Here is a 21,313-nt window from a genome sequence, read left to right on the forward strand (position 1 = left end):
GTGGTGAATTAACCATATCAGAAAGGGGGTCTTTTTTCATCACCTAATGGGTGATGAAGCAGATTACTTTAAAGACTATTAAATCAATGTTAGGAAAGACTATTAGTAAAACTATGAATTATTCAGGATAAAGCTTCTATAATAAAAGTTTTGCTTCTCATCGCTGCCTCCTTTGTTGGTTATTTCTTTCATTTTACCAAACTCATGACAAATGTCATATCAAAATTAGCGCAATGACACTACTGCATGAAAGCATTTACCTTTATACTTAAGTTAACAAATCAAGTAAGGAGTGAAAAAAATGACAGATAATATTGCAGTAGAAGTAAAACAACTTGTAAAACGCTATGGCAAATTGGTAGCCTTAGATCATTTTAATTTATCGGTATATAAAGGTGAAATCCTTGGCTTACTTGGTCCAAATGGGTGTGGTAAGACAACTTTAATTAATTCAATCCTCGGCTTACTCACTTATGATAAAGGTGACATCGATGTATTTGGAGAAGAATTAAAACCTAACAGCTATAAAATTAAGCAAAGAATCGGCGTGGTGCCTCAAGAAGTTGCTTTGTTCGAAGAATTAACTGTATTTGAGAATATTGATTTCTTCTGTGGCTTATATTTAGAAGATAAAGATGAGCGCCGACGTTTAGTTAATGAAGCAATTAAGTTTGTTGAATTAGATAAATACAGCAAATTTATACCAAAGAAATTAAGTGGGGGATTAAAACGCCGTTTAAATATCGCCTGTGGGATCGCTCACCAACCCGATTTGATTTTTATGGACGAGCCAACAGTTGCAGTTGATGCTCAAAGTCGGAATTTTATCTTAGAGGGAATTAAACGTTTGAACGAAAACGGTGCAACCATCGTGTATACGACGCACTATTTGGACGAAGCAGAGCAAATTAGTGACCGCGTTGTAATCATAGACTCAGGGCAAAACATCGCTGATGGGACTTTAGAACAATTACAACAAAAAGTGAATCAAGGTGAGATTATTAATATCGAATTGTTTGATATTAGTCCAGAACAGATCGAAGAAATGAGAGAATTACCAAATCTCAATACGATTGAGAAGACAGGTAAGAACAAATGGCGACTCGTCTATGACGAAGGGAATAATCATGTCGTTCAATTAGTAAAATTCATTGAAGAACATGAATTGTCTTATACTCAATTATATAGTCAGATGCCAGATTTAAATTCAATCTTCTTAGAACTGACTGGGAAGGAGCTGCGTGACCAATGAGAGCAGCACTCACGCAACTAAGGTATTATTTTCTGAGATTTGTTCGAACACCAGATATTTTATTTTATACTTTTGGGTTGCCGCTAATTCTTGCTTCTCTTTATTTCTTCGCATCATCAAGCTTAATTGAAGGTGATATTGAAGCTGTTCCGATTGGAGTGACAACCGAATCCACTCCCTTTTATAGTTACGGTGAAATATTAACTAACATAGACGTTCTCGATGTAACGACGATGAGTGAAGAAGAGGGAAGAGAACTGTTGGAAGCAGAAGAAATAGAAGTCTATGTAAAGCAAGATGGAAACTTATTAATGAATGAAAGTAATTTAAATACTTCCATCGTCAAAAGTATCATGGATCAAGTGAAACAAACCACAGCGATGGGATTAGATGCATTGAATATGGATTACACAACGGAGTTTGTCAAAATGGAATCGACACCCGGTTCCTATATCGTGATTATGTTCTTCGGTTTAATCGCTATGGTAAGTTTATACGGGGGATTTTATGGGGTGCAAATTTCGACTGAAATTCTAGCCCCCTTAAGTTCACTCGCTTCTCGGTTGAGCAGCACACCGTTAAAACGCTATCGCTATATTGGTTTAAACGCTTTAAATGCGGTTCTTGTAAACTTTGCTGCGAACATCATTTTAATTATTTATATTCAATATGTGCTCGGAATTCAAGTCGTGAATCATTTCGGTTATAGTTTGCTACTTATATTCCTTGGAAATATCTTCGGGATTATGTTGGGAATTGTTGTCGGACTCATTCCAAAGTTGAAGATCGATGGGAAAATCCAAATTGTTGTCGCATCAACGCTAATTTTAACCTTTATTGCAGGGGGAATGGTACCGGGTGTGAAGCAATTTATAAACAACACGATTCCATGGTTTAACACAGTCAATCCTGTAAACATTATTACTGAGAATTTCTATCGTATTAATTTACTGAATGATACGAGGATTCTTTCACAAGGAATCTTGATTATGGCCGTATATATCATACTAATGTTTGCATTTTCAGTCTATTACTTAAGGGGGAAACGTTATGACCATCTATAATATGATCATCCGCATCTTCTCAAAGTATTGGAAAGAACTGCTAATTTACTTTCTAATTTTCCTTGGTTTTGTATTTGTAGCCATAGGGCAACCAGAAGGCGATGAAAATCAAACATTCTCAAGTGTGACCTTAGATATTGCAGTAGTGAATCAAAGTGACGATCCACTGGGTGAACATTTAGTGGATTACTTGAGTGAATCGCATGACGTGGAAACGCTATCCGATGTCACTATAGTGGATGTTGAAAATGAAGTTTTCTCTGGAACATATCAGGGGATGTTATATATTCCTGAGAATTTTGAAGAATTGGTTTTAAATGGGCAAGCAGACCAGGTTGAGTTACTACTGAATGAACGTGATATGAGTAGTGCACAGCTGAATACGGAGGTCGACAAATACTTACGATTGGCCAATGCTCGGGTCGCATCTGGAGTCAGCGATATTTCAGAGTTAACAGATCAACTCGATTCTACGCTGAATGAAACAGCCGAAGTAGAATTGATTGGTGGCTTAGATCATCAAAACGTTCTCTTGGCTTATACAACCGGAATTGCATTAGTGGGTTACTTTGTCCTTCAAATTATTCTTGGAACTGTTGGTATGGCTATGTCAGAAATTAAATCTAAAAAAATTCAAGACCGCATTAATTTGAGTGGAATTTCAAATCTAAGATATAATACCCAAGTTGTCTTAGGACAAGTAACCTATGGTGGGTTAATTCTACTCATTACACTCTTAGTACTGTGGGTCTATATCCCGAGTTCTATTCCGATTGATTACGTTCGAATCATTATTTCACTTGCCTTGTTCGTCTTAAACGCATTATCGATGGCATTTTTAATGACAGCACTCACGAACAATCGCAATATCATTAATGCACTCACCACCGTCGTGAGTTTGGGTCTCGCGTTCTTGTCAGGATTATTCATCCCGTATGAGGTTATGGGTCCAACCATTCAACGTATTGCACATTTCTCACCTTTGTTCTACTTTAGACAAAGTGTGATGAAAGACATCAATTCGTACACAGATTTATTAACCGAGTGGGGCTTTCTTTTAGCCTTCGCCGTCGTCTTCACCTTATTAGGTGTCGCAATTTCACAACAAAAGCGTGCAGGTAAGGGATAATTTTTAAGTCCTTGAGGAAACTCTTGGACTTTTTTCATTTTATAAAATGGAATTCACCATTTTTCTTGTATATAGGGGTGAATTTTATGAAGAAAAATAAAGATTAAGTGTATCTAGAAATAGCACACATTGGAAAAGTTGAATTGCCGTCAGATGTAGAAAATCGAATATATTATCTACTCCGAGGCTAATATGATGAAAAAATGGTCCTCGATTGGCTCATAAAATTTGGCAGCGAGACTTGGGAAATTATTGGTGACTATTGGTTTGACAACGGAAAGCGTCTACAGGCGGATTTTATCGTTATTACTAAAGATACTTGGTACGTCCTTGAGGTGAAAAATTACGATGGAGACTTTCAATATCTAGATTACGATTGTGTGTTAAATGGCAAATTACTAAAAGATAACATCGTAACCAAAATGCAAGAGCGCATCAATCGCTTAACGCATATGGCTAGTGAGATACCACATTCGGTCAATGTTACGGGTGCGATGATTTTTATAAACGAGCACTCGCAAGTTAGCCTAGATACCAAAGTTAATTATGATGTCGTGTTGCGCCACCAACTTAGATCCTATATTAAAAATATTAAAGACAAATCTGATTTCCCACTTAAGGCGAGTTATCTTAAAGATTGTCATGAAGTGCTCAATAGATATAGAGTAGCTAATCCATTTCAACCAGAAATCTTGCAAGTAGAAAGTTTTTCAGGCATTCCTAAAGGGATTACGTGTTGTCAATGTCACAGTTTTAATATGATTGCCAAACATCAAAGCATTGAATGTAGAAAATGTGGCGTGAGAGAAATGAAGGCGAAAGCGATTCTAAGAGCAGCATATCACTTAAGAATCCTATACTTTGACAACCCTCAAATGCTCACACCAAGAAATATTTATGATTTTATGGGTGGGATGATTGGCATCACCTCAATCAAGAAGATTATGAATAAGCATTACGAGAAAGTAGGAGGGAGTAATAAGTATTACTATAAAATGCATGTGTAAATTGTTAATTGAAAATGTGAATCGAGACTTTTATTCGAAAAGCGATACTATGAGAATTCAAAGTGACGCTTTTAGTTGAAAAGCGATACTATGAGAAATCAAAGTGACGCTTTCAACCCAATTTCCTACTAAAGCAAAAAAGCCCGTCCCAAATCGCGAAGATTCGGGACGGGTTTTCATTTAATTATACTTTTATATTTTAAATAAATCATTTAAGGCTTCAGCCATCGTTGGGTGAGTGAAAATTTGATCTCTGAGTTGAGTGTAATCCATATCAGCGATCATTGCCGTTGAAATAATGTTAATAACTTCATGTGATTCTTCACCAAATAGGGTAACACCAAGAATCTTATTCGTTTTTCTATCAATAATCGCTTTATATAAACCAGTTTGGTTATCTAATATTTTCGCTTTAGGAATAGAACTTACATCCAGACTGGCAACCTTGTAATCAAGACCTTGCTCACGCGCAGCAGTTTCTGATAAGCCGACCTGTGATAAAGGCGGCTCGATAAATGTTGTTGCAGGTACGTTTTTTCGACGGTCTGTACTATACGACTTGTCACCATAAATGAAGTCACGAATGATGCGGTAGTCATCAAGTGAGATATAAGTCTGTTGAGGACCACCATTAACATCGCCGAGTGCAAAAATATGTGGAAGATTAGTTTGTAAAAACTCATTCACTTCAACTGCACCTTTATCTGAAACGGTGATGCCAGCCTTACCTAAATTCAAGTCTTCGATATTCGGTTTACGACCCGTTGCAACCAATAGGTGAGTGGCTTGAATCTCATGTTGGTCACCATTTATATTATAATAAATAGACACCGAATCAGCATTTTCTTTTACAGATTGCGTATTCGCATTCGTCACAATATTAATACCTTGAGCTTCAATTGCAGCAATCACAGCATCACGAACATCTGCATCTTCATCTTTAAAAATCGTATCGTTGCGATCAATTAATGTTACATTACTTCCAAATTGACTATAAATAGAAGCCAACTCTAAACCAACGGGACCAGAACCAATAATAGCCAAATCTTTTGGTAAATCAGTTAATTCAATTAGCGATTCAGAAGTCAAAATACGGTCACTTAATTCTAAACCATCAATATTAGGAATAAATGGACGCGCACCCGTATTAATAAAAATACGCTCAGCTTGAATTTCTTCAACGCCATCTTCAGTATGAACTTCAACGGTATTCTCATTAATAAATGAAGCCGTCCCATCTAGAACTTCAGCATTTTCTAAATCGGCAACTTTATGGTAATTTCCATTATTTAGTTTGCTGATTAACTCATTTTTAGCGTTCACAGCCATTGAATAGCCTAATTCATCACGTTTGAAAGCTAAGAATTTTAATTTCTTCGTTGGAATACAAGCAACATTTATACAAGTCCCGCCGTACATTTTCTTAGATTTCTCAACTAGAATAACATCCTCACCACGACTTGCGAATTCTCCCGCGAGCGTTTTACCCGCCTTACCAAAACCTATAATTAAATTTTTAACTTGTTTCATAAAACCACCCCTAACTCATATTGTACTACCATTAACAAAATTCACTAAACAAATTGCTTGCAGATAAAATAAAAACCCCTATAAAATAGGGGCTAGAGAAAGACATTAATTTTTTAAACTTTGAATTGGAGCTGGAATACGCCCACCACGATCAACGAATACTTTCGGAGAAGTTTGGTTTAATGGCATGACTGTACCAGAACCGAAGAGTCCACCGAAATCAAGTGACTCGTCATCTGAGCGACCAATCGCAGGAATCACACGAACAGCGGTAGTTTTAGAGTTAATCATACCAATGGCTGCTTCATCAGCAATCAAGGCAGAAACAACTTCTGGTGGTGTTGTTCCTGGAATAACAATCATATCCAAACCTACAGAACAGACGGCCGTCATCGACATTAATGTTTCAATATTTAAAGTACCATTGGCAGCCGCGGCAATCATCCCCGCATCTTCAGTCACAGGAATGAAAGCACCAGAAAGCCCACCAACGTGAGATGAAGCCATCACGCCACCTTTTTTAACCGCATCATTTAACATGGCAAGTGTGGCGATTGATCCATGTGCACCTACTTGGTCTAAACCGATTTCTTCTAAGATATGCGCCACAGAATCGCCTACTGCTGGTGTTGGAGCTAAAGATAAATCAACAATTCCAAATGGAACACCTAGCATTTCAGAGGCTTGTGTCCCAACTAATTGGCCCATACGAGTGATCTTGAATGCTGTTTGCTTAATGGTATCAGCGACAACTTCTAATGAAGCCGATTTATCTAATTTTGCTAAAGCAGTACGCACCACACCAGGACCAGAAACGCCGACATTAATAACAACATCTGGCTCTCCAGATCCATGAAAAGCACCGGCCATAAAAGGGTTATCCTCAACAGCATTACAGAAAACGACAATCTTAGAAGCACCCATACACTCATTATCTTGTGTTAGTTCAGCAGCTTCACGAACGATATTTCCCATCATCGCCACAGCATCCATATTGATACCCGCACGGGTTGAACCAATATTCACTGAAGAACACACATGATTTGTCTCAGCCATGGCTTGTGGAATAGATTGAATTAATTCCAAATCACCTTTACTAAAGCCTTTGTGGACTAAAGCAGAATAACCACCGATATAGTTTACACCAATATCTTGAGCGACTTTATCTAAAACTCGCGCGTATTTTAAAGGATCGCCACCTGAGGCAGCAAGCAGTTGAGAGATAGGAGTGACAGCAATCCGTTTGTTTACAATCGGAATACCAAATTTACCTTCAATCAACTCACCAGTTTTAACTAAGTCTTTGGCAGATTTATAAATTTTGTTATAAATCTTCTCACAGGAACGATCAATATCCCCATCCGCACAATCAACTAAGGATATACCCATCGTAATGGTACGAATATCTAAGTTATCTTCTTTAATCATAGAAACAGTTTCAATAACATTTTGCATTTCTAACATGGTTTAACTCCTTAAATTCGGTGCATAGAATTAAAAATATCCTCATGCATCACGTGTATTTCCATCTCAGGGATACTTTCCTTCGTGTTCTGTTGAAATTCTTCAAATTCAATTGAAAGCTTATCAATATTCACTAACATCACCATCGTAAAGTAATCTTGCATAATCGTTTGTTCAACATCCACGACGTTTACATTGTATTTAGCGCATTGTGTCGCAACTTCTGCTAGAATCCCTACTTTGTCTTTCCCAATTACAGTAATAACAGCTTGCATTGTGTTAACCACCTTTTGATTTGTTTTGTAAATTATAGCACACCCGAAGAATTTTCCCTACATAAAATGAAAAAATAATTAGAAACGCGAAAATAGTCACTTTCCTATACATTATTTTATAATTTATTATAATGTAAATAGACTCATAGAAAGGGTGGCTAAGTATGAAGAAAGTTTATTATTCTAATAAAGCACCAAAGCCGATGGACCCATATTCGCAAGCCGTTCGTGTAGGAGATATGTTATATGTATCAGGTCAAATAGGCATTGATCCAGAAACTAATAAATTAGTTAAAGGGAATGCTGAAGAAGAAATGAAGCAAGTTTTCAAAAATATTGCCCATATATTAGATAGTGCAGGTTTAAATCTAACAAGCGTTGTAAAAGTTGTGTTATATATGAATGACATTGGAGATTCATCCATACTAAATGAGATATATGCCATGAATTTTCACAAACCGTATCCAGCTAGAAGTTCATTTGCAGTAAGTAGTTTGCCAATGGGGGCAAAAGTAAAAATGGATGTCATTGCTCATTACAAGTCATAAAATAAGCTTAGTATTTTAAGTTATTGTTTATATTAAAAAACATTATAATTTAGTAGAGAACTTCTAATGCAATCTGCTATAATAAATGTATAATAGTATTATGACTTATATTGAAGAGGAGAGAATTAATTAATGTCTAAAACATTTGCAATTAATGCTGGGAGCTCAAGCTTAAAATTCCAGTTATACAATATGCCAGAAGAATCAGTTATTGCTAAAGGGTTAGTAGAAAGAATTGGTATCAACAATTCAGTATTTACAATCGAATATGGTGATGATCAAGAGTTTACTGTAACAGAAGATATCGCAACTCATGCTCAAGCGGTTGATATGTTATTTGATAAATTAGAAGAATTCCAAATTATCACCGATCTAACTGAAATTACAGGTGTAGGGCACCGTGTAGTAGCAGGTGGAGAAATCTTTAAAGAATCAACTTTAGTTACTCCAGAAGTAATTAAACAAGTTGAAGACTTAAGTGAATTCGCACCTTTACATAACCCAGCAGAAGCAGAAGTTATGCATGTGTTTGAAGAGCGTTTACCACACGCAACTGCAGTAGCAGTATTTGATACATCTTTCCATACATCAATGCCAGAAGTTAACTACTTATACAGCTTACCTTACGAATACTACGAAGACTTCCAAATCCGTAAGTACGGTGCTCACGGAACAAGTCATGATTTCGTAAGTAAACGTGCAGCTGAATTAATGGGCAAACCTATCGAAGACTTAAAAATCATTACGTGTCACTTAGGTAACGGTGCATCAATTACAGCCGTTGACGGTGGTAAATCTGTAGATACATCAATGGGATTCACTCCTTTAGCTGGTGTAACAATGGGTACTCGTACAGGTGATATCGATGCATCAATCATTCCATTCTTAATGGACAAATTAAACATCACTGATGTGAACGATGTAATCACAATCTTTAACAAAAAATCTGGTTTACTAGGTTTATCAGGTGTATCAAGTGATATGCGTGACGTTGAAGATGCTGCAGCAGAAGGTAACGAACGTGCACAATTAACGTTAGATATCTTCATGAATCGTGTTCAAAAATACATCGCTCAATACATCGCAGTTATGAACGGTGTTGATGCAGTAGTATTCACAGCAGGTATTGGTGAAAACTCTGGAATTACACGAAAATTAATCATGGACGGAATTACGTTCTTTGGTGGAGAAATTGATGACGAGCGTAACGACACTCGTAAAGAAGCATTAATTTCAACTGACGACTCAAGATTTGCAATCTACAACATTCCTACAAACGAAGAAGTAGCGATTGCACGTGACGTTGAACGCTTCAAATAATAATTAACATAATCAGATCGCAAACCTAATTGGGTGAGCGGTCTATTTTTAAAAGGAGGTTATGACAATGAGTGAAAGAGAATTAATGGATCAAAGCGGTATGCAAAGAACATTAAAGCGTATTGCCCATGAGGTCTTAGAGAAGAATAAATCGACGGAAAAACTGGTGATTCTTGGAATTAAAACAAGAGGCGAGTTTTTAGCAAAACGTCTACAGGAAAAGATCGAAGAAATTGAAGGTGTAAAATTACCACTGGAAATCTTAGATATTACTTTTTATCGCGATGATTTATCTAAAAAATCTGTCAGTCCTGAAGTAAAAGCCGTTTCTTTTGAACATGATTTAACTGGAAAAAAAGTAGTAATAGTGGACGATGTTCTTTATACCGGAAGAACCGTTCGTGCAGCCATGGATGCCATCTTAGAAAATGCGCGCCCATCTCACATTCAATTGGCTGTTCTTGTTGACCGAGGACACCGAGAATTACCCATTCGGGCCGATTATGTTGGGAAGAATATTCCGACATCTAAGCAAGAGAGAGTCAAAGTAGAAGTTGAAGAAGTTGACGGAAAAGATTTAGTCAGTGTATTAGATTAAAAAAATGGGGAACAGACTCAATTTTAAGAGTTTGTTCCCTATATTTTTGTGTTATTTTTTCCCATTATTGGCTTTAAATAACCAATAAAAGACAAATACCATAAAAAAGACGACCAAGAGTGCTGCTAACATCCAAATTAACATCAAGTCAATCAGATTATTTACGACTAAAATAAAGCCGAGAATCCCCACTAAAGATAGCAATACACTAAAAATAATAATAACTTTATTAGAATAGTCGCCGAATACCTCAAGTAATGTACGTCTATAAATTAATAAATATGCACCCAAAATCATAAACATGGCAGGAAATGCATAAATTAAAATATTAAATATCATTTGTAAACCTTCCTTTGACTAATTTTCTTTGAATTCATTGCCTTTGTAATAACTGATCGCAAGCTGGGTCCGATCACGCAACTCCAACTTAAGTAACAGTTGAGATATATAGTTTCGAATTGTTCCTTCGCTCAAGTAAAACTTTTCGGCAATTTCTTTATTATTCAAGCCTTCTGCGACAGCTTGATAAATATCTAATTCACGAGGTGTGAGTTCACTCAATATTTCTTGATTTGATTGAGAGACTGATTGAGCAACGTTATTCACGATAGTATTATCGAGAACGGTCTGATTATTAAGAACAGCTTCAATGGCTGGCAAGATACTTTTAATATTTTGCTTTAAGATATAGCCTGTACACCCTAATTGAAGGGCAGCTTGTATGAAATCTGAGTCTTCAAAAGTAGTAACGAGTAGAATTTTTGCTTGCGGAAATTCACTCAAAATAGTCGAAGCAGCATCGATTCCGGATTTATCTTGCATTCGAATATCTAACAATGTGATGTCTGGCTTGTAAATTGAGTAATTAGCAATGGCTTCTTCAGCAGAATAGCCGGTTATTATTACTTCGTAGCCACCATTCTCAATAATTAAACTCAAAGATTCTACTACTATTGGATCATCATCAATAATCATTACAGTTGTCAACGCGTTCACCCCTTTTATCATGTTTCTTTAATTGTAGTTGAATTTACAATGATTGTCACGGAAGATTAAAAAAAGTACCAGAGATGAAGTGAATCATCTCTGGTACTCGACTAAAATTAAGCAAAATTAGAATAATTGCTTATATAAATTAGCTAGCTTTTTCCGCTTGATCGTTAGATGTTTTGATAGCTAAAACGATTAAAATGACATACCAAATAATTTTTAACCAAGGCCAATTACGCATGTTCATTCCTCCTATCTTTATATGTCTTATTATACCTAATTTCATCTTAAATTACATTTAATTTGACTGTTATAAGTCATTAGGTTTATAAGAAGAACCCATGTTTGGTGACGTTACTAATAAAATGTATAATGAAATTGAATTAATGAAGGAGGAGTAATATGAAGATTGAACATATTGGCATGTGGGTTAAAGATATTGAAGAGACACGACAATTTTATGAAACTTATTTTGACGCTTCTGCAAATGATTTATATCACAATGAGAAAAAAGGGTTTAAATCATACTTTTTAACATTCGCAAGTGGGGCACGATTAGAAATTATGCATCGTGATGATATGACTGAAGCAGCAGGGGAATTGTTTGGTTATGCCCATTTAGCAATTAGTGTAGGGGACAAAGATGATGTCGATCAATTTACAAAGCGTTTAACTAATGATGGCTATGACCTATTAGATGGACCAAGAACGACAGGAGATGGCTATTACGAAGCAGTTGTTCTTGATCTAGATGGAAACCGTATCGAACTAACAACAGATTAAATTGCAGTAAGCCTCAAGTGTTCAATAGTTAACACTCGAGGCTTATATTAATGTGCACAAAAAAAGTCGGCTGTAAAGCCGACTAAAAGGCATCCGGTGGTGCCGTTTCCGTATATATATGTTATTGAACCTGCAAGTAATTACAGGTGGGCTCCACACTTGCTTTTTCTGACTTCCAAGTGTAAAAGGCTTGTCATAGAAACAAGATCATAGGATCCCGAGATAAAAAGAAATGTTCGGTCCACACAATATATATACAACGTACACCTCAGAGAACCTTTGTTAAGTACATTATAGCACTAATATAATAAATTGCAACAAAATAAGATGTGTTGCCCTGACAAGCTTGTAAAGGGTTACTGACACAGATAGGTATCGTTATTTTTGTTTAATTTGCTTATATATTTGAGCGAGAGCTTCTTCATATTTACCTGTAGGATCAGGTTCGAAGTATTGACGACGCTTCAAATTATCAGGTAAATATTGTTGTTCGACATAATGGTGCGGGAAATCATGCGGGTATTTATATTCAACACCACGACCTAATTTTTCAGCACCGGAGTAGTGAGCGTCACGAATATGATCGGGTACTTGTCCGACATTACCCGCTGAAATATCTGCCATTGCACTGTTTAGGGCACGATAAGTTGTGTTTGATTTTGGACTTAAAGCTAAATCGGCGACCGCAAAAGCTAATGGAATCTGCGCTTCAGGCAAGCCAACTTTTTCAGCTGCTGTCACAGCCGAAACTGTCCTTGAAGTAGCTCCAGGGTTTCCTAAGCCTATATCTTCATAAGCGATAATTAATAAACGTCTACAAGCAATAGTTAATTCACCTGCTTCTAATAAGACGGCTAAATAATACATTGCTGCATCGACATCGCTCCCTCGAATTGATTTTTGAAGGGCAGAGATGGCGTCGTAATGAGCATCTCCATCTTTATCATGCGTCATCCGTTTATGTTGCAGACATTCTTCAGCGACGTCTTGTGTAATTTTAATGACATTATCTTCATCGGGTTTGGTTGATAAGACAGCCAATTCTAGGGCATTTAAGGCAGAGCGAATATCGCCATTGGTCACATGAGAGAAATGATTTAATATATCATCTGGAATCTCTACATTATATTCACCTAAGCCGATGTCATTATCTTCTAGGGCTCTTTGAAGACCTAATTTAATATCTTCGGGAGCCAAAGGTTTTACTTCAAATATTTGTAATCGACTTCGAATCGCCGGATTAATGGTGATGTATGGATTTTCAGTAGTAGCTCCAATGAGTATGACCCGACCGTTTTCTAGATGAGGTAGTAAATAGTCTTGCTTCACTTTATTTAAGCGATGAATTTCATCAAGTAACATAATAACAGTTCCCGACATCTTCGCTTCTTCAACGACTACTTCCATGTCTTTTTTAGAATCTGTGGCAGCATTTAAGATCCGAAAAGCATATTTCGTACTACCCGCAATGGCACTGGCGATACTTGTTTTACCTGTACCAGGAGGTCCGTAAAGAATCATCGACGATAGACGTTCTGAAATCACCATCCGTCGTATAATTTTTCCTTCGCCAACAAGATGTTTCTGTCCCAAAACTTCGTCAATATGTTTAGGGCGCATACGGTAAGCTAATGGTTGTTGCATAAGATACTCCTTTCGCAATAAGTTGTATTCATTGTTTATATATGTAAACTAAATAATAATTATCTAATGTATTATATATGATATTTGAATTAATTGATAATTTCTAGATTAAAGTTATTATTTTATATATTGATAAACTTAGATATTGCAGTTATTCAAACTTGTGTTATAATGTTAAAGTTGTATTAATAGACATGTTGAAAGGAGGGTTTAAATGGTTTATTTAGATAATGCTGCGACGACAGCAGTGCGACCAGAAGTTCTGGAAGTGATCCATGATTCATTACTGAATGATTATGGGAATCCATCAAGCACATATCGCCTTGGAAAAAAAGTAAAGCACTCAATGATCCAAGCACGTAAACAGCTCGCAGAGCTATTGAATGTGGACGAATCAGAAGTTTACTTTACAAGTGGTGCGACTGAAGCAAACAATTGGGCAATTCGCTCTCAAGCCGAGAAGTCAAAAGAATTAGGGCAAGGAAATCATATTGTGACTACCGCAATTGAACATCCGTCCGTTACAAACGTAACGAAATATCTTGAGACTCAAGGCTTTGAAGTAACATATATTCAACCGAATGAAAGAGGTGAGATAACAGTCCAGCAGTTCATAGACGTTACAACTGATCAAACAATTGGTTGGATTGCGATGGCAGTTAACAATGAAGTTGGTTCAATTCTGCCCATCTTTGAGTTAGGTGAAGAAGCTAATGAGCGCAATCTATGGTTTCACGTTGATTCTGTTCAAGCAGTAGGGCCAATGGCTTATGACTATTCACATTTGAAATGCACGACCTTTGTTGGTTCTGCCCATAAGTTTAATGGTCCAAAAGGGATTGGCTTCTTAATATATCGTTCTTTCCAAGAACATAACCATCTTGGACCCTTACTTTATGGTGGCGGTCAAGAAAATAAGATGCGATCAGGTACTGAGAATGTCCCTTATATCTTAGGGATGGTAAAAGCACTCGAATTGACTTTCGCTGAGCAAGAAGAAACATATAGTAAATATGAAAAGTTACATCTTTATTTAATTGAGACGCTGAATGAACGTGATATTGAATTTGAAATTAATGGCGATATGAATAATCGAGTACCATATATCAATAATTTGTGGTTTAATGGTAATATAGCAAGCCAAATGCTAATAAAAATGGATTTAGATGATGTTTATATCTCAGCGGGAAGTGCATGTTCCGCAGGGAGTCTCACTGAGAGTGACATTTTAAAAGCTTATTACCCCGATCAACCAGAACGGTGGAGCCAAAGTTTACGAATTTCATTCGGTTATCAAACTACACGAGAAGACATCGATCAATTTATCCAAAGTTTAAAGAAAATATCAGAGGGGAAGATCGATTTATGGCTTTCAAAGAAATTGCAGAATTAAAAGGATTCAATCGTACATTTAGTGTGAGCCCAGAGGCACGTCCATACACTTTACGTGATAATGGCTTTACTGACACAAAAAGTGGGAACTTTATTTATAAAAGAGCACTAGACTCTACACATAAACAAGGTCTTGTATTAAAAGTAACTGTTGATAAAGATCTAAAAGGACTTAAAATATCAACAGTGAACGAAAAAGGTCTAACTGCCGTAGATATTTCAAAATTAGATAATAATAGCATGATCGTTGAAAAAGTGAATTTTATCTTTGATGGCTTTGTTGACCGTAATGTATTAAACGAAAAATAAAAACAAAAATAAAAGTTATAGAAAGGAAATGACAATGTCAGATAACAGCAATACTAGAGTTGTCGTAGGAATGAGTGGCGGTGTGGATTCATCCGTCACAGCATTGCTATTAAAAGAACAAGGTTATGATGTAATTGGGTTATTTATGAAGAATTGGGATGACACGGATGAATTCGGAGTCTGTACTGCAACAGAAGACTATAAGGACGTGGCTTTAGTAGCTGAACAGATTGGAATTCCTTACTATTCTGTAAACTTCGAAAAAGAATATTGGGACCGTGTGTTTGAGTACTTCTTATCAGAATACAAAAAAGGACGCACACCTAATCCAGATGTTATGTGTAATAAAGAAGTGAAATTTAAAGCATTCTTAGATTATGCTTTAGATCTAGGTGCAGATTATGTTGCGATGGGGCACTACGCACAGGTGAAACGTGATTTAGATGGAACCGTTCATTTATTACGTGGGGCAGATAATAATAAAGACCAAACATACTTCTTAAACCAATTATCACAAGAACAATTACAGAGAAGTTTATTCCCATTAGGGCATTTACAAAAATCAGAAGTACGTGAAATTGCTGAAAAAGCAGGCTTAGCAACAGCTAAGAAAAAAGATTCTACTGGAGTTTGTTTCATTGGAGAACGCAACTTTAAAGAATTCTTATCAAATTACTTACCGAACAAACCGGGTAGAATGATGACACTTGACGGAGAAGTTAAAGGTGATCATTCAGGTTTAATGTACTATACTATCGGTCAACGCCAAGGCTTAGGAATTGGTGGGGGCGGCGATTCAAACGAGCCATGGTTTGTCATTGGTAAAGATACTGAAACACAAACTTTATATGTTGGTCAAGGATATCATCATGAAAACCTATACTCTGATTACTTAGAAGCATCAGATTTAAGTTTCACTAGTCCTTTACCAGTGGACGGAACATTTGAATGTACAGCGAAATTCAGATACCGTCAACAAGACGTTGAAGTTAAAGTTGAGATCGATGCTGAAGCAGATTTTGCTACAGTTTACTTTAAAGAACCTGTTCGTGCAATTACACCAGGTCAAGCGGTAGTCTTCTATGATGGAGACGAATGTTTAGGTGGCGGAACGATTGATGCTGCATTCTCAAACAGCCAAAAAAGACAATACGTATAAGTAATAGACTGAAGAAGGTCAGAGTGATTCGTCACTCTGAACTTTTTTAATACCATAATATATTCGACTATTAAAGGTTAAGTAGTTTTTATTTTATTCGAAAAGAGTGTTAACAAGAATTTCATCGCCGGCATTCAAATTATTTCGAATCACATGCTCAAAATAATTAAGTGAACACAACCTTTATAAGACAAATAGCACTCAAAGAAGTTCGTGTGAGAACAACTTTGAGTGTTTTTTTACTATTCTTTAATTAAAATTCATCTTGATATAAATATGATAGGGCATATTGGACATACAATTCTGCGCTAACTTTTAAAGATTCCTCGACCACATTGATACAAGCATGGTAGTGAGGGTAGTCTGAGCCTTTAGAGATGTTGCGTGTTCCGACTGTCGCAAAGGCACTATTAATATAGTTCGTGTACTCACCAAAATCTTTGCCTCCCATTGTTGGTGGAAAGTCTCCGACTGAATCTTCACCGAATGAATTTCTTGCAATCGATTGAACTAACTGAGCGCTTTGTGTTTCATTAATTACAGAATCTAATAATCGATGATACTTAAATTTAACTGTACCACCATACATCGCTGCAGTTCTTTCAGCATAGCGCTTCATTTCTATTTCTACGATATCACGAGTTTTAGCATCAAAGGTTCGTACGGCACCTTCAAGCTTAGCATTCTCGGCAATGATGTTAAAAGGCACACCAGCCTCTACTTTACCAACATTTAAGACAGTTGCTTCCATCGGATCAGTCGCTCTAGAGGTAATGGTTTGGATATGTGCAATGTACTGAGACACCATCACTATTGCATCTTTAGTCATACGTTAACTAGAAAAATCTAAAAAATACCTCCAGTTAACCACCAATTCCCTCACAGAATTCCATCTTCTACACCATAATCAGATTTAAAAACATGTACGGATTATGATATGATACATGAGTTAGAAAAATTATAAGGAGGTGAAGTAAATGTCTCAAGGAGAAGAGTTAGTTGTCGGTGTCGTAGAAGCGATTTTTTTTGAGAATCCGTCGAATTTCTATAAAGTTGTCCGCATTAGCGTTGATCAAGATGAAACAGACTTACTGTTAGATGAAGAATTAGTCATTACGGGTATGTTTGCTTCACTTCATCTCGATACGGAATATCAATTTTTTGGAAAATTAACGAATCATCCCAAATACGGAGAACAGTTTGCTGTAACAAGGTATCAACAAAAAGCGCCGACATCTTACGAAGGGCTCGTTGACTATTTATCAAGTAGCCGCTTTAAAGGCATCGGGAAAGTATTAGCAGAACGCATTGTTGATGAATTAGGCCAAGATGCCATTGATACGATTATATCAGACTCGAATGCCTTGAAAGATGTCACAGGTTTATCAAAAGCGAAAGCAGAAAACTTACGCGAAGGGCTACTACGCCATCAAGGGACTGAGCGTATATTTATGCAATTAAGCGAATGGGGCTTTGGTCCAGCCTTATCAGATAAAATATACCGTGCATATGAAAGTGAAACGATTACTTTAATAAAAGAGAATCCATATAAATTAATTGAAGATGTTGATGGTATTGGCTTTAGTAAAGCAGACCAGTTAGCAGAACAATTAGACTTTGATGCTGAGGATATTAATCGGATTGTCTCAGGGATTTATGTATCTGTATTAGAGTTATCAAATAGCGATGGAGATACGTATGTTCCTGAAGAAGTGGCTAAGAAAAATGGACGAAAATTATTAGAGTCGAGCCGAAGATACTTAATTTCTGATGAGTTATTGGAACGAGCAGTAGAATTAGCCGTACAAAACGAACAGTTAATGCGTTTAGTTGATAATTTAATGATACCAAGCTTATATTATGCTGAATTAAATATTGTTAAGAAAATCGATAATTACTATCAGTATGAACAAATTGAACGCTTTGAAGAAGATGAAATCGATGAGGCGATTGAAGAAGTCGTTAAAATCAGTGGAATTAATTATGATGAGAGTCAACGACAAGCCCTGAAAACATCCATTCAATCCCCAATTTCAGTGATAACTGGTGGACCGGGGACTGGCAAGACGACTTTAATTAAAGGTATTATCTTGTTGCATTCAATCTTACATGACTATGATTTAGAACAAGCAACAAAAAAGGTGGATGAAAATCCAGTGTTACTTGCAGCACCTACAGGGCGAGCAGCCAAACGAATGCAAGAAACAACCGGCTTACCAGCTTCTACCATTCATCGACTGATTGGCTTTAATCGTGATTCTCAGGTTGATGAATTTTATGCAGCTGAATTAGAAGGTTCACTACTAATTGTCGATGAAATGTCGATGGTTGATACTTGGTTGATGAATTGGCTTGTCCAAGCGATTCCATATCATTTACAAGTTGTATTAGTAGGGGATAAGGACCAGTTGCCTTCAGTAGGACCAGGAAAAGTCTTTAGTGACTTGATTGAATCAGATGTTTTACCCGTACTTCGTTTAGAAAAAATCTACCGTCAAGCACAAAATAGTACCATAATTGATTTGGCACATAAGATTCGACAAGGTATTTTACCAGATGATTTCTTAATGAAGCAACATGATCGGTCATTTATTCAAGCGCCGGCACAACAAATTGGTCATGTGGTACAACAAATTATTGTAGCGGCTAAGAAAAAAGGCTTTGATGCAACAAACTTACAAGTACTCGCGCCTATGTATAAAGGACCAGCCGGCATTAATGCACTCAATACTTTATTGCAAGAATTATTAAATCCACCCAAACCGAGAAAACGCGAAATAAATCATTTTGATTCTGTTTTCAGAGTAGGAGATAAGGTATTGCAACTAGTAAATAACTCCGAAGATGGTGTATATAACGGAGATATTGGACGCATTGAGTCGATACATTTTAAGAAAGAGACGGCTTCAAAAGTAGAAGAAATCACCGTATCTTTCGATAATGTTGAACTTGTATATAAGAAATCTGATTTAGATCAACTGACATTAGCGTATTGTACATCGATTCATAAAGCGCAAGGGAGTGAATACCCACTCGTTATCTTGCCGTTAGTCGATATGTTCTCTCGATTACTTCAAAAGGATATCCTATATACAGCAATTACACGGGCACAGTCTAGCTTAATTATGCTTGGGAATCCAGATAGTTTTTACAAAGCTGTGACAAGCGAAAAAGAACCCCGTAAAACCTTCTTAAGGGATTTATTAATGGTTCAATTTGACAAAGAAGCGTCCGAAGATGAGGACGATGAAGCGGAAGAACAGACTAAAGAAGAAGAACCGAGTCAACAAACTCCAGAAGCAGAAGCGATTCAAATGGAGTTAGAAGAACAAATTGAAGAACCTTTAGAATTGAGGGAAGCGACGATTAACCAAATTGATCCAATGATTAATATGGATGGTGTTACACCTTATGATTTTATGTCTTCAACAAATTAAAATACAAAAGAGAGTCACTGAATTCGTTCCATTAGGAATTCAGTGACTCTCTCTTTTTAAATTTAGTTATTATCGACTGCTTTTCCTTGTAGATAGAATGCTTGCATATCTTCTTCAGGAACCATACTCCCACCAGTTGCCCAAGCAATATGAGTGGCTTGGCCTAACTTCGATTGTAGTTGATGATTCGCTAAGAAAGCTTGACCTGAATCGGTCGTTAGCATGCGAACCGCACCCACAACACCTGCCAGGGCAGCAGGTTCAAGCGAAATTGCTTCTAAATCAATCATTTTACCTAGTAGACGCATTGATTCGTCTTCTTTAAGGGTGTAACCAGCATCGAAGTAATATTGCATGATGCGTGAGATAAGCCCGGATGTACGAGGTACGGCTAAACCATCCATAATTGTACGAGATTCAATACCGAACGCGTCTACTGTGACACCGTCAAATTCTTTAGTAGCTAAACCTAAAAGCATTGAAGGCATTTGAGTCGGTTCAGCAAAGATACAATGAACATGATCACCATAAATTTGTTTTAAACCAAAACTAATCCCACCAGGACTTCCACCGATCCCACAAGGTAAGTAGACAAATAAAGGATGTTCAGCATCAACTTTAATATTGGCTTCTTCTAATTGTTTTGCTAAACGATTGGCAGCAACTGTATAACCGAAAAACAATTCAATCGAATGCTCATCATCAACAAAGTAAGACGTTGGATCGCTTAAAGATTCCGCTCTTCCTTGGTTAACAGCTTCCGTAAAGTTTGTTTTATGCTCAACGACATTTACTCCTCTTGAACGCAATAAATCTTTTTTCCATTGTTTCGCTTCAGTTGACATATGAACTGTGACATTAAAGCCTAATTTAGCTCCCATCACGCCCACACTAATGCCTAAATTACCAGTTGTTCCAACCATAATTTTATGTTGAGCGAAGAATTCATTGAATTCGTCGTTTAAGAATTTTTCATAATTATCTTCAATTGATTCAAGTAAACCATTTTCTAAAGCAAGTGTTTCAGCATGTTTTAATACTTCGTAGATTGCACCCCGAGCTTTGATTGTTCCAGCAATGGGTAGGGTATCATCACGTTTTAATAAAAGTTTTCCTTCGATAGTTGTATGATAAGTATCTTCTAGATATTCTTTCATTGTATTAATTTCAGTAAATTCGGATTCAATTAAACCATCATTGATGGCTGTTTCTGGAAAAGCTTTGATAATGAAAGGAGCAAAGCGTTTTAACCTTGCCTCTGCATCATCAACATCTTTTTTTGAATAAGGAACTTTCTCAGTAGCTTCAGCAAAGGGGATTTTTAAATCATTTTCCCAAAAAACAGGTTGGGATGTTTGGATATTCTTGAATAATTCAGTTTCTAAGTATTCTTGTTGTAAAATTTCATTCAT

20 protein-coding genes and 1 other RNA gene are annotated in these 21,313 nt (G+C 36.6%); 12 read left to right on the plus strand and 9 right to left on the minus strand.

The genetic code is table 11. The features are described 5' to 3' along the window. Positions 1-301 precede the first annotated feature (301 nt). From FEZ33_RS06630 to FEZ33_RS06645, 4 genes are all read left to right on the plus strand, one after another. Positions 302-1,252 (plus strand): ABC transporter ATP-binding protein, encoded by a 951-nt coding sequence (locus FEZ33_RS06630; RefSeq protein WP_138404620.1) that lies wholly within the window; start codon positions 302-304, stop codon positions 1,250-1,252. Next, the gene (locus tag FEZ33_RS06635; protein WP_138404621.1) at positions 1,249-2,316 is read left to right on the plus strand and encodes an ABC transporter permease; all 1,068 of its coding nucleotides are present in this window, start codon (positions 1,249-1,251) and stop codon (positions 2,314-2,316) included. The genes FEZ33_RS06630 and FEZ33_RS06635 overlap by 4 nt, the downstream gene beginning before the upstream one ends. Next, complete coding sequence (locus FEZ33_RS06640) at positions 2,303-3,445, plus strand: ABC transporter permease (RefSeq protein ID WP_138404622.1); 1,143 nt, start codon at positions 2,303-2,305, stop codon at positions 3,443-3,445. The genes FEZ33_RS06635 and FEZ33_RS06640 overlap by 14 nt, the downstream gene beginning before the upstream one ends. Before the next feature lie 203 nt (positions 3,446-3,648). After that, a complete protein-coding gene (locus FEZ33_RS06645) occupies positions 3,649-4,452 on the plus strand; it encodes a nuclease-related domain-containing protein (RefSeq protein ID WP_138404623.1) in 804 nt (267 codons plus the stop codon). A gap of 192 nt (positions 4,453-4,644) precedes the next feature. Here FEZ33_RS06645 and FEZ33_RS06650 read toward each other — a convergent pair whose 3' ends face one another. From FEZ33_RS06650 to FEZ33_RS06660, 3 genes are all read right to left on the minus strand, one after another. Beyond that, positions 4,645-5,982: an FAD-dependent oxidoreductase gene (locus FEZ33_RS06650; RefSeq protein ID WP_138404624.1), complete on the minus strand. Its 1,338-nt coding sequence runs from the start codon at positions 5,980-5,982 to the stop codon at positions 4,645-4,647. Positions 5,983-6,087: 105 nt separating this feature from the next. Continuing rightward, the gene (locus tag FEZ33_RS06655; protein WP_138404625.1) at positions 6,088-7,446 is read right to left on the minus strand and encodes a PFL family protein; all 1,359 of its coding nucleotides are present in this window, start codon (positions 7,444-7,446) and stop codon (positions 6,088-6,090) included. Positions 7,447-7,457: 11 nt separating this feature from the next. Beyond that, positions 7,458-7,721, minus strand: a complete 264-nt coding sequence (locus tag FEZ33_RS06660; protein WP_138404626.1) for an ACT domain-containing protein — start codon at positions 7,719-7,721, stop codon at positions 7,458-7,460. 164 nt (positions 7,722-7,885) lie between these two features. Between FEZ33_RS06660 and FEZ33_RS06665 the strand changes: the two genes are divergently transcribed. From FEZ33_RS06665 to pyrR, 3 genes are all read left to right on the plus strand, one after another. Continuing rightward, positions 7,886-8,269 (plus strand): Rid family detoxifying hydrolase, encoded by a 384-nt coding sequence (locus tag FEZ33_RS06665; RefSeq protein ID WP_138404627.1) that lies wholly within the window; start codon positions 7,886-7,888, stop codon positions 8,267-8,269. Positions 8,270-8,401: 132 nt separating this feature from the next. Then, entirely contained in the window at positions 8,402-9,589 is a 1,188-nt protein-coding gene (locus FEZ33_RS06670) for an acetate/propionate family kinase (protein ID WP_138404628.1), read from the plus strand. Positions 9,590-9,656: 67 nt separating this feature from the next. After that, positions 9,657-10,187, plus strand: coding sequence for a bifunctional pyr operon transcriptional regulator/uracil phosphoribosyltransferase PyrR (gene pyrR, locus FEZ33_RS06675; protein WP_138404629.1), 531 nt, complete (start codon positions 9,657-9,659; stop codon positions 10,185-10,187). A 51-nt stretch (positions 10,188-10,238) separates the two neighbouring features. Here the strand turns inward: pyrR and FEZ33_RS06680 are convergent, their stop codons facing one another. Then, positions 10,239-10,526: a hypothetical protein gene (locus FEZ33_RS06680; protein WP_138404630.1), complete on the minus strand. Its 288-nt coding sequence runs from the start codon at positions 10,524-10,526 to the stop codon at positions 10,239-10,241. A gap of 18 nt (positions 10,527-10,544) precedes the next feature. Continuing rightward, the gene (locus tag FEZ33_RS06685) at positions 10,545-11,174 is read right to left on the minus strand and encodes a response regulator transcription factor (protein WP_212746676.1); all 630 of its coding nucleotides are present in this window, start codon (positions 11,172-11,174) and stop codon (positions 10,545-10,547) included. Positions 11,175-11,579: 405 nt separating this feature from the next. Here FEZ33_RS06685 and FEZ33_RS06690 point away from each other — a divergent pair, with 405 nt between their 5' ends. Further along, positions 11,580-11,960, plus strand: coding sequence for a VOC family protein (locus tag FEZ33_RS06690; RefSeq protein WP_138404632.1), 381 nt, complete (start codon positions 11,580-11,582; stop codon positions 11,958-11,960). A gap of 86 nt (positions 11,961-12,046) precedes the next feature. On the opposite strand, the gene ssrS is transcribed toward FEZ33_RS06690, so the two are convergent. Both ssrS and FEZ33_RS06700 read right to left on the minus strand, forming a co-directional pair. Continuing rightward, positions 12,047-12,238, minus strand: a non-coding RNA gene (ssrS, locus tag FEZ33_RS06695) — 6S RNA. A gap of 100 nt (positions 12,239-12,338) precedes the next feature. Further along, positions 12,339-13,604, minus strand: coding sequence for a replication-associated recombination protein A (locus FEZ33_RS06700; RefSeq protein ID WP_138404633.1), 1,266 nt, complete (start codon positions 13,602-13,604; stop codon positions 12,339-12,341). 214 nt (positions 13,605-13,818) lie between these two features. Here FEZ33_RS06700 and FEZ33_RS06705 point away from each other — a divergent pair, with 214 nt between their 5' ends. The 3 genes from FEZ33_RS06705 to mnmA are packed head-to-tail and all read left to right on the plus strand — an operon-like array spanning position 13,819 to position 16,464. Beyond that, a complete protein-coding gene (locus FEZ33_RS06705) occupies positions 13,819-14,997 on the plus strand; it encodes a cysteine desulfurase family protein (RefSeq protein ID WP_138404634.1) in 1,179 nt (392 codons plus the stop codon). Continuing rightward, on the plus strand, positions 14,970-15,305 hold the full coding sequence (locus FEZ33_RS06710; RefSeq protein ID WP_138404635.1) for a cysteine desulfurase: 336 nt from the start codon (positions 14,970-14,972) through the stop codon (positions 15,303-15,305). Before FEZ33_RS06705 ends, FEZ33_RS06710 begins: the two co-directional genes overlap by 28 nt. Positions 15,306-15,339: 34 nt before the next feature. Beyond that, positions 15,340-16,464: a tRNA 2-thiouridine(34) synthase MnmA gene (gene mnmA, locus FEZ33_RS06715; RefSeq protein ID WP_138404636.1), complete on the plus strand. Its 1,125-nt coding sequence runs from the start codon at positions 15,340-15,342 to the stop codon at positions 16,462-16,464. 253 nt (positions 16,465-16,717) lie between these two features. Here the strand turns inward: mnmA and FEZ33_RS06720 are convergent, their stop codons facing one another. Further along, entirely contained in the window at positions 16,718-17,293 is a 576-nt protein-coding gene (locus FEZ33_RS06720; RefSeq protein WP_138404637.1) for a peptidase dimerization domain-containing protein, read from the minus strand. A gap of 148 nt (positions 17,294-17,441) precedes the next feature. Here FEZ33_RS06720 and recD2 point away from each other — a divergent pair, with 148 nt between their 5' ends. Next, complete coding sequence (recD2, locus tag FEZ33_RS06725; RefSeq protein ID WP_138404638.1) at positions 17,442-19,901, plus strand: SF1B family DNA helicase RecD2; 2,460 nt, start codon at positions 17,442-17,444, stop codon at positions 19,899-19,901. Positions 19,902-19,963: 62 nt separating this feature from the next. Here recD2 and dsdA read toward each other — a convergent pair whose 3' ends face one another. Then, positions 19,964-21,313 (minus strand): D-serine ammonia-lyase, encoded by a 1,350-nt coding sequence (gene dsdA / locus FEZ33_RS06730; protein WP_138404639.1) that lies wholly within the window; start codon positions 21,311-21,313, stop codon positions 19,964-19,966.

It is taken from the genome of Ruoffia tabacinasalis, assembly GCF_005864045.1.
Classification (GTDB): domain Bacteria; phylum Bacillota; class Bacilli; order Lactobacillales; family Aerococcaceae; genus Ruoffia; species Ruoffia tabacinasalis.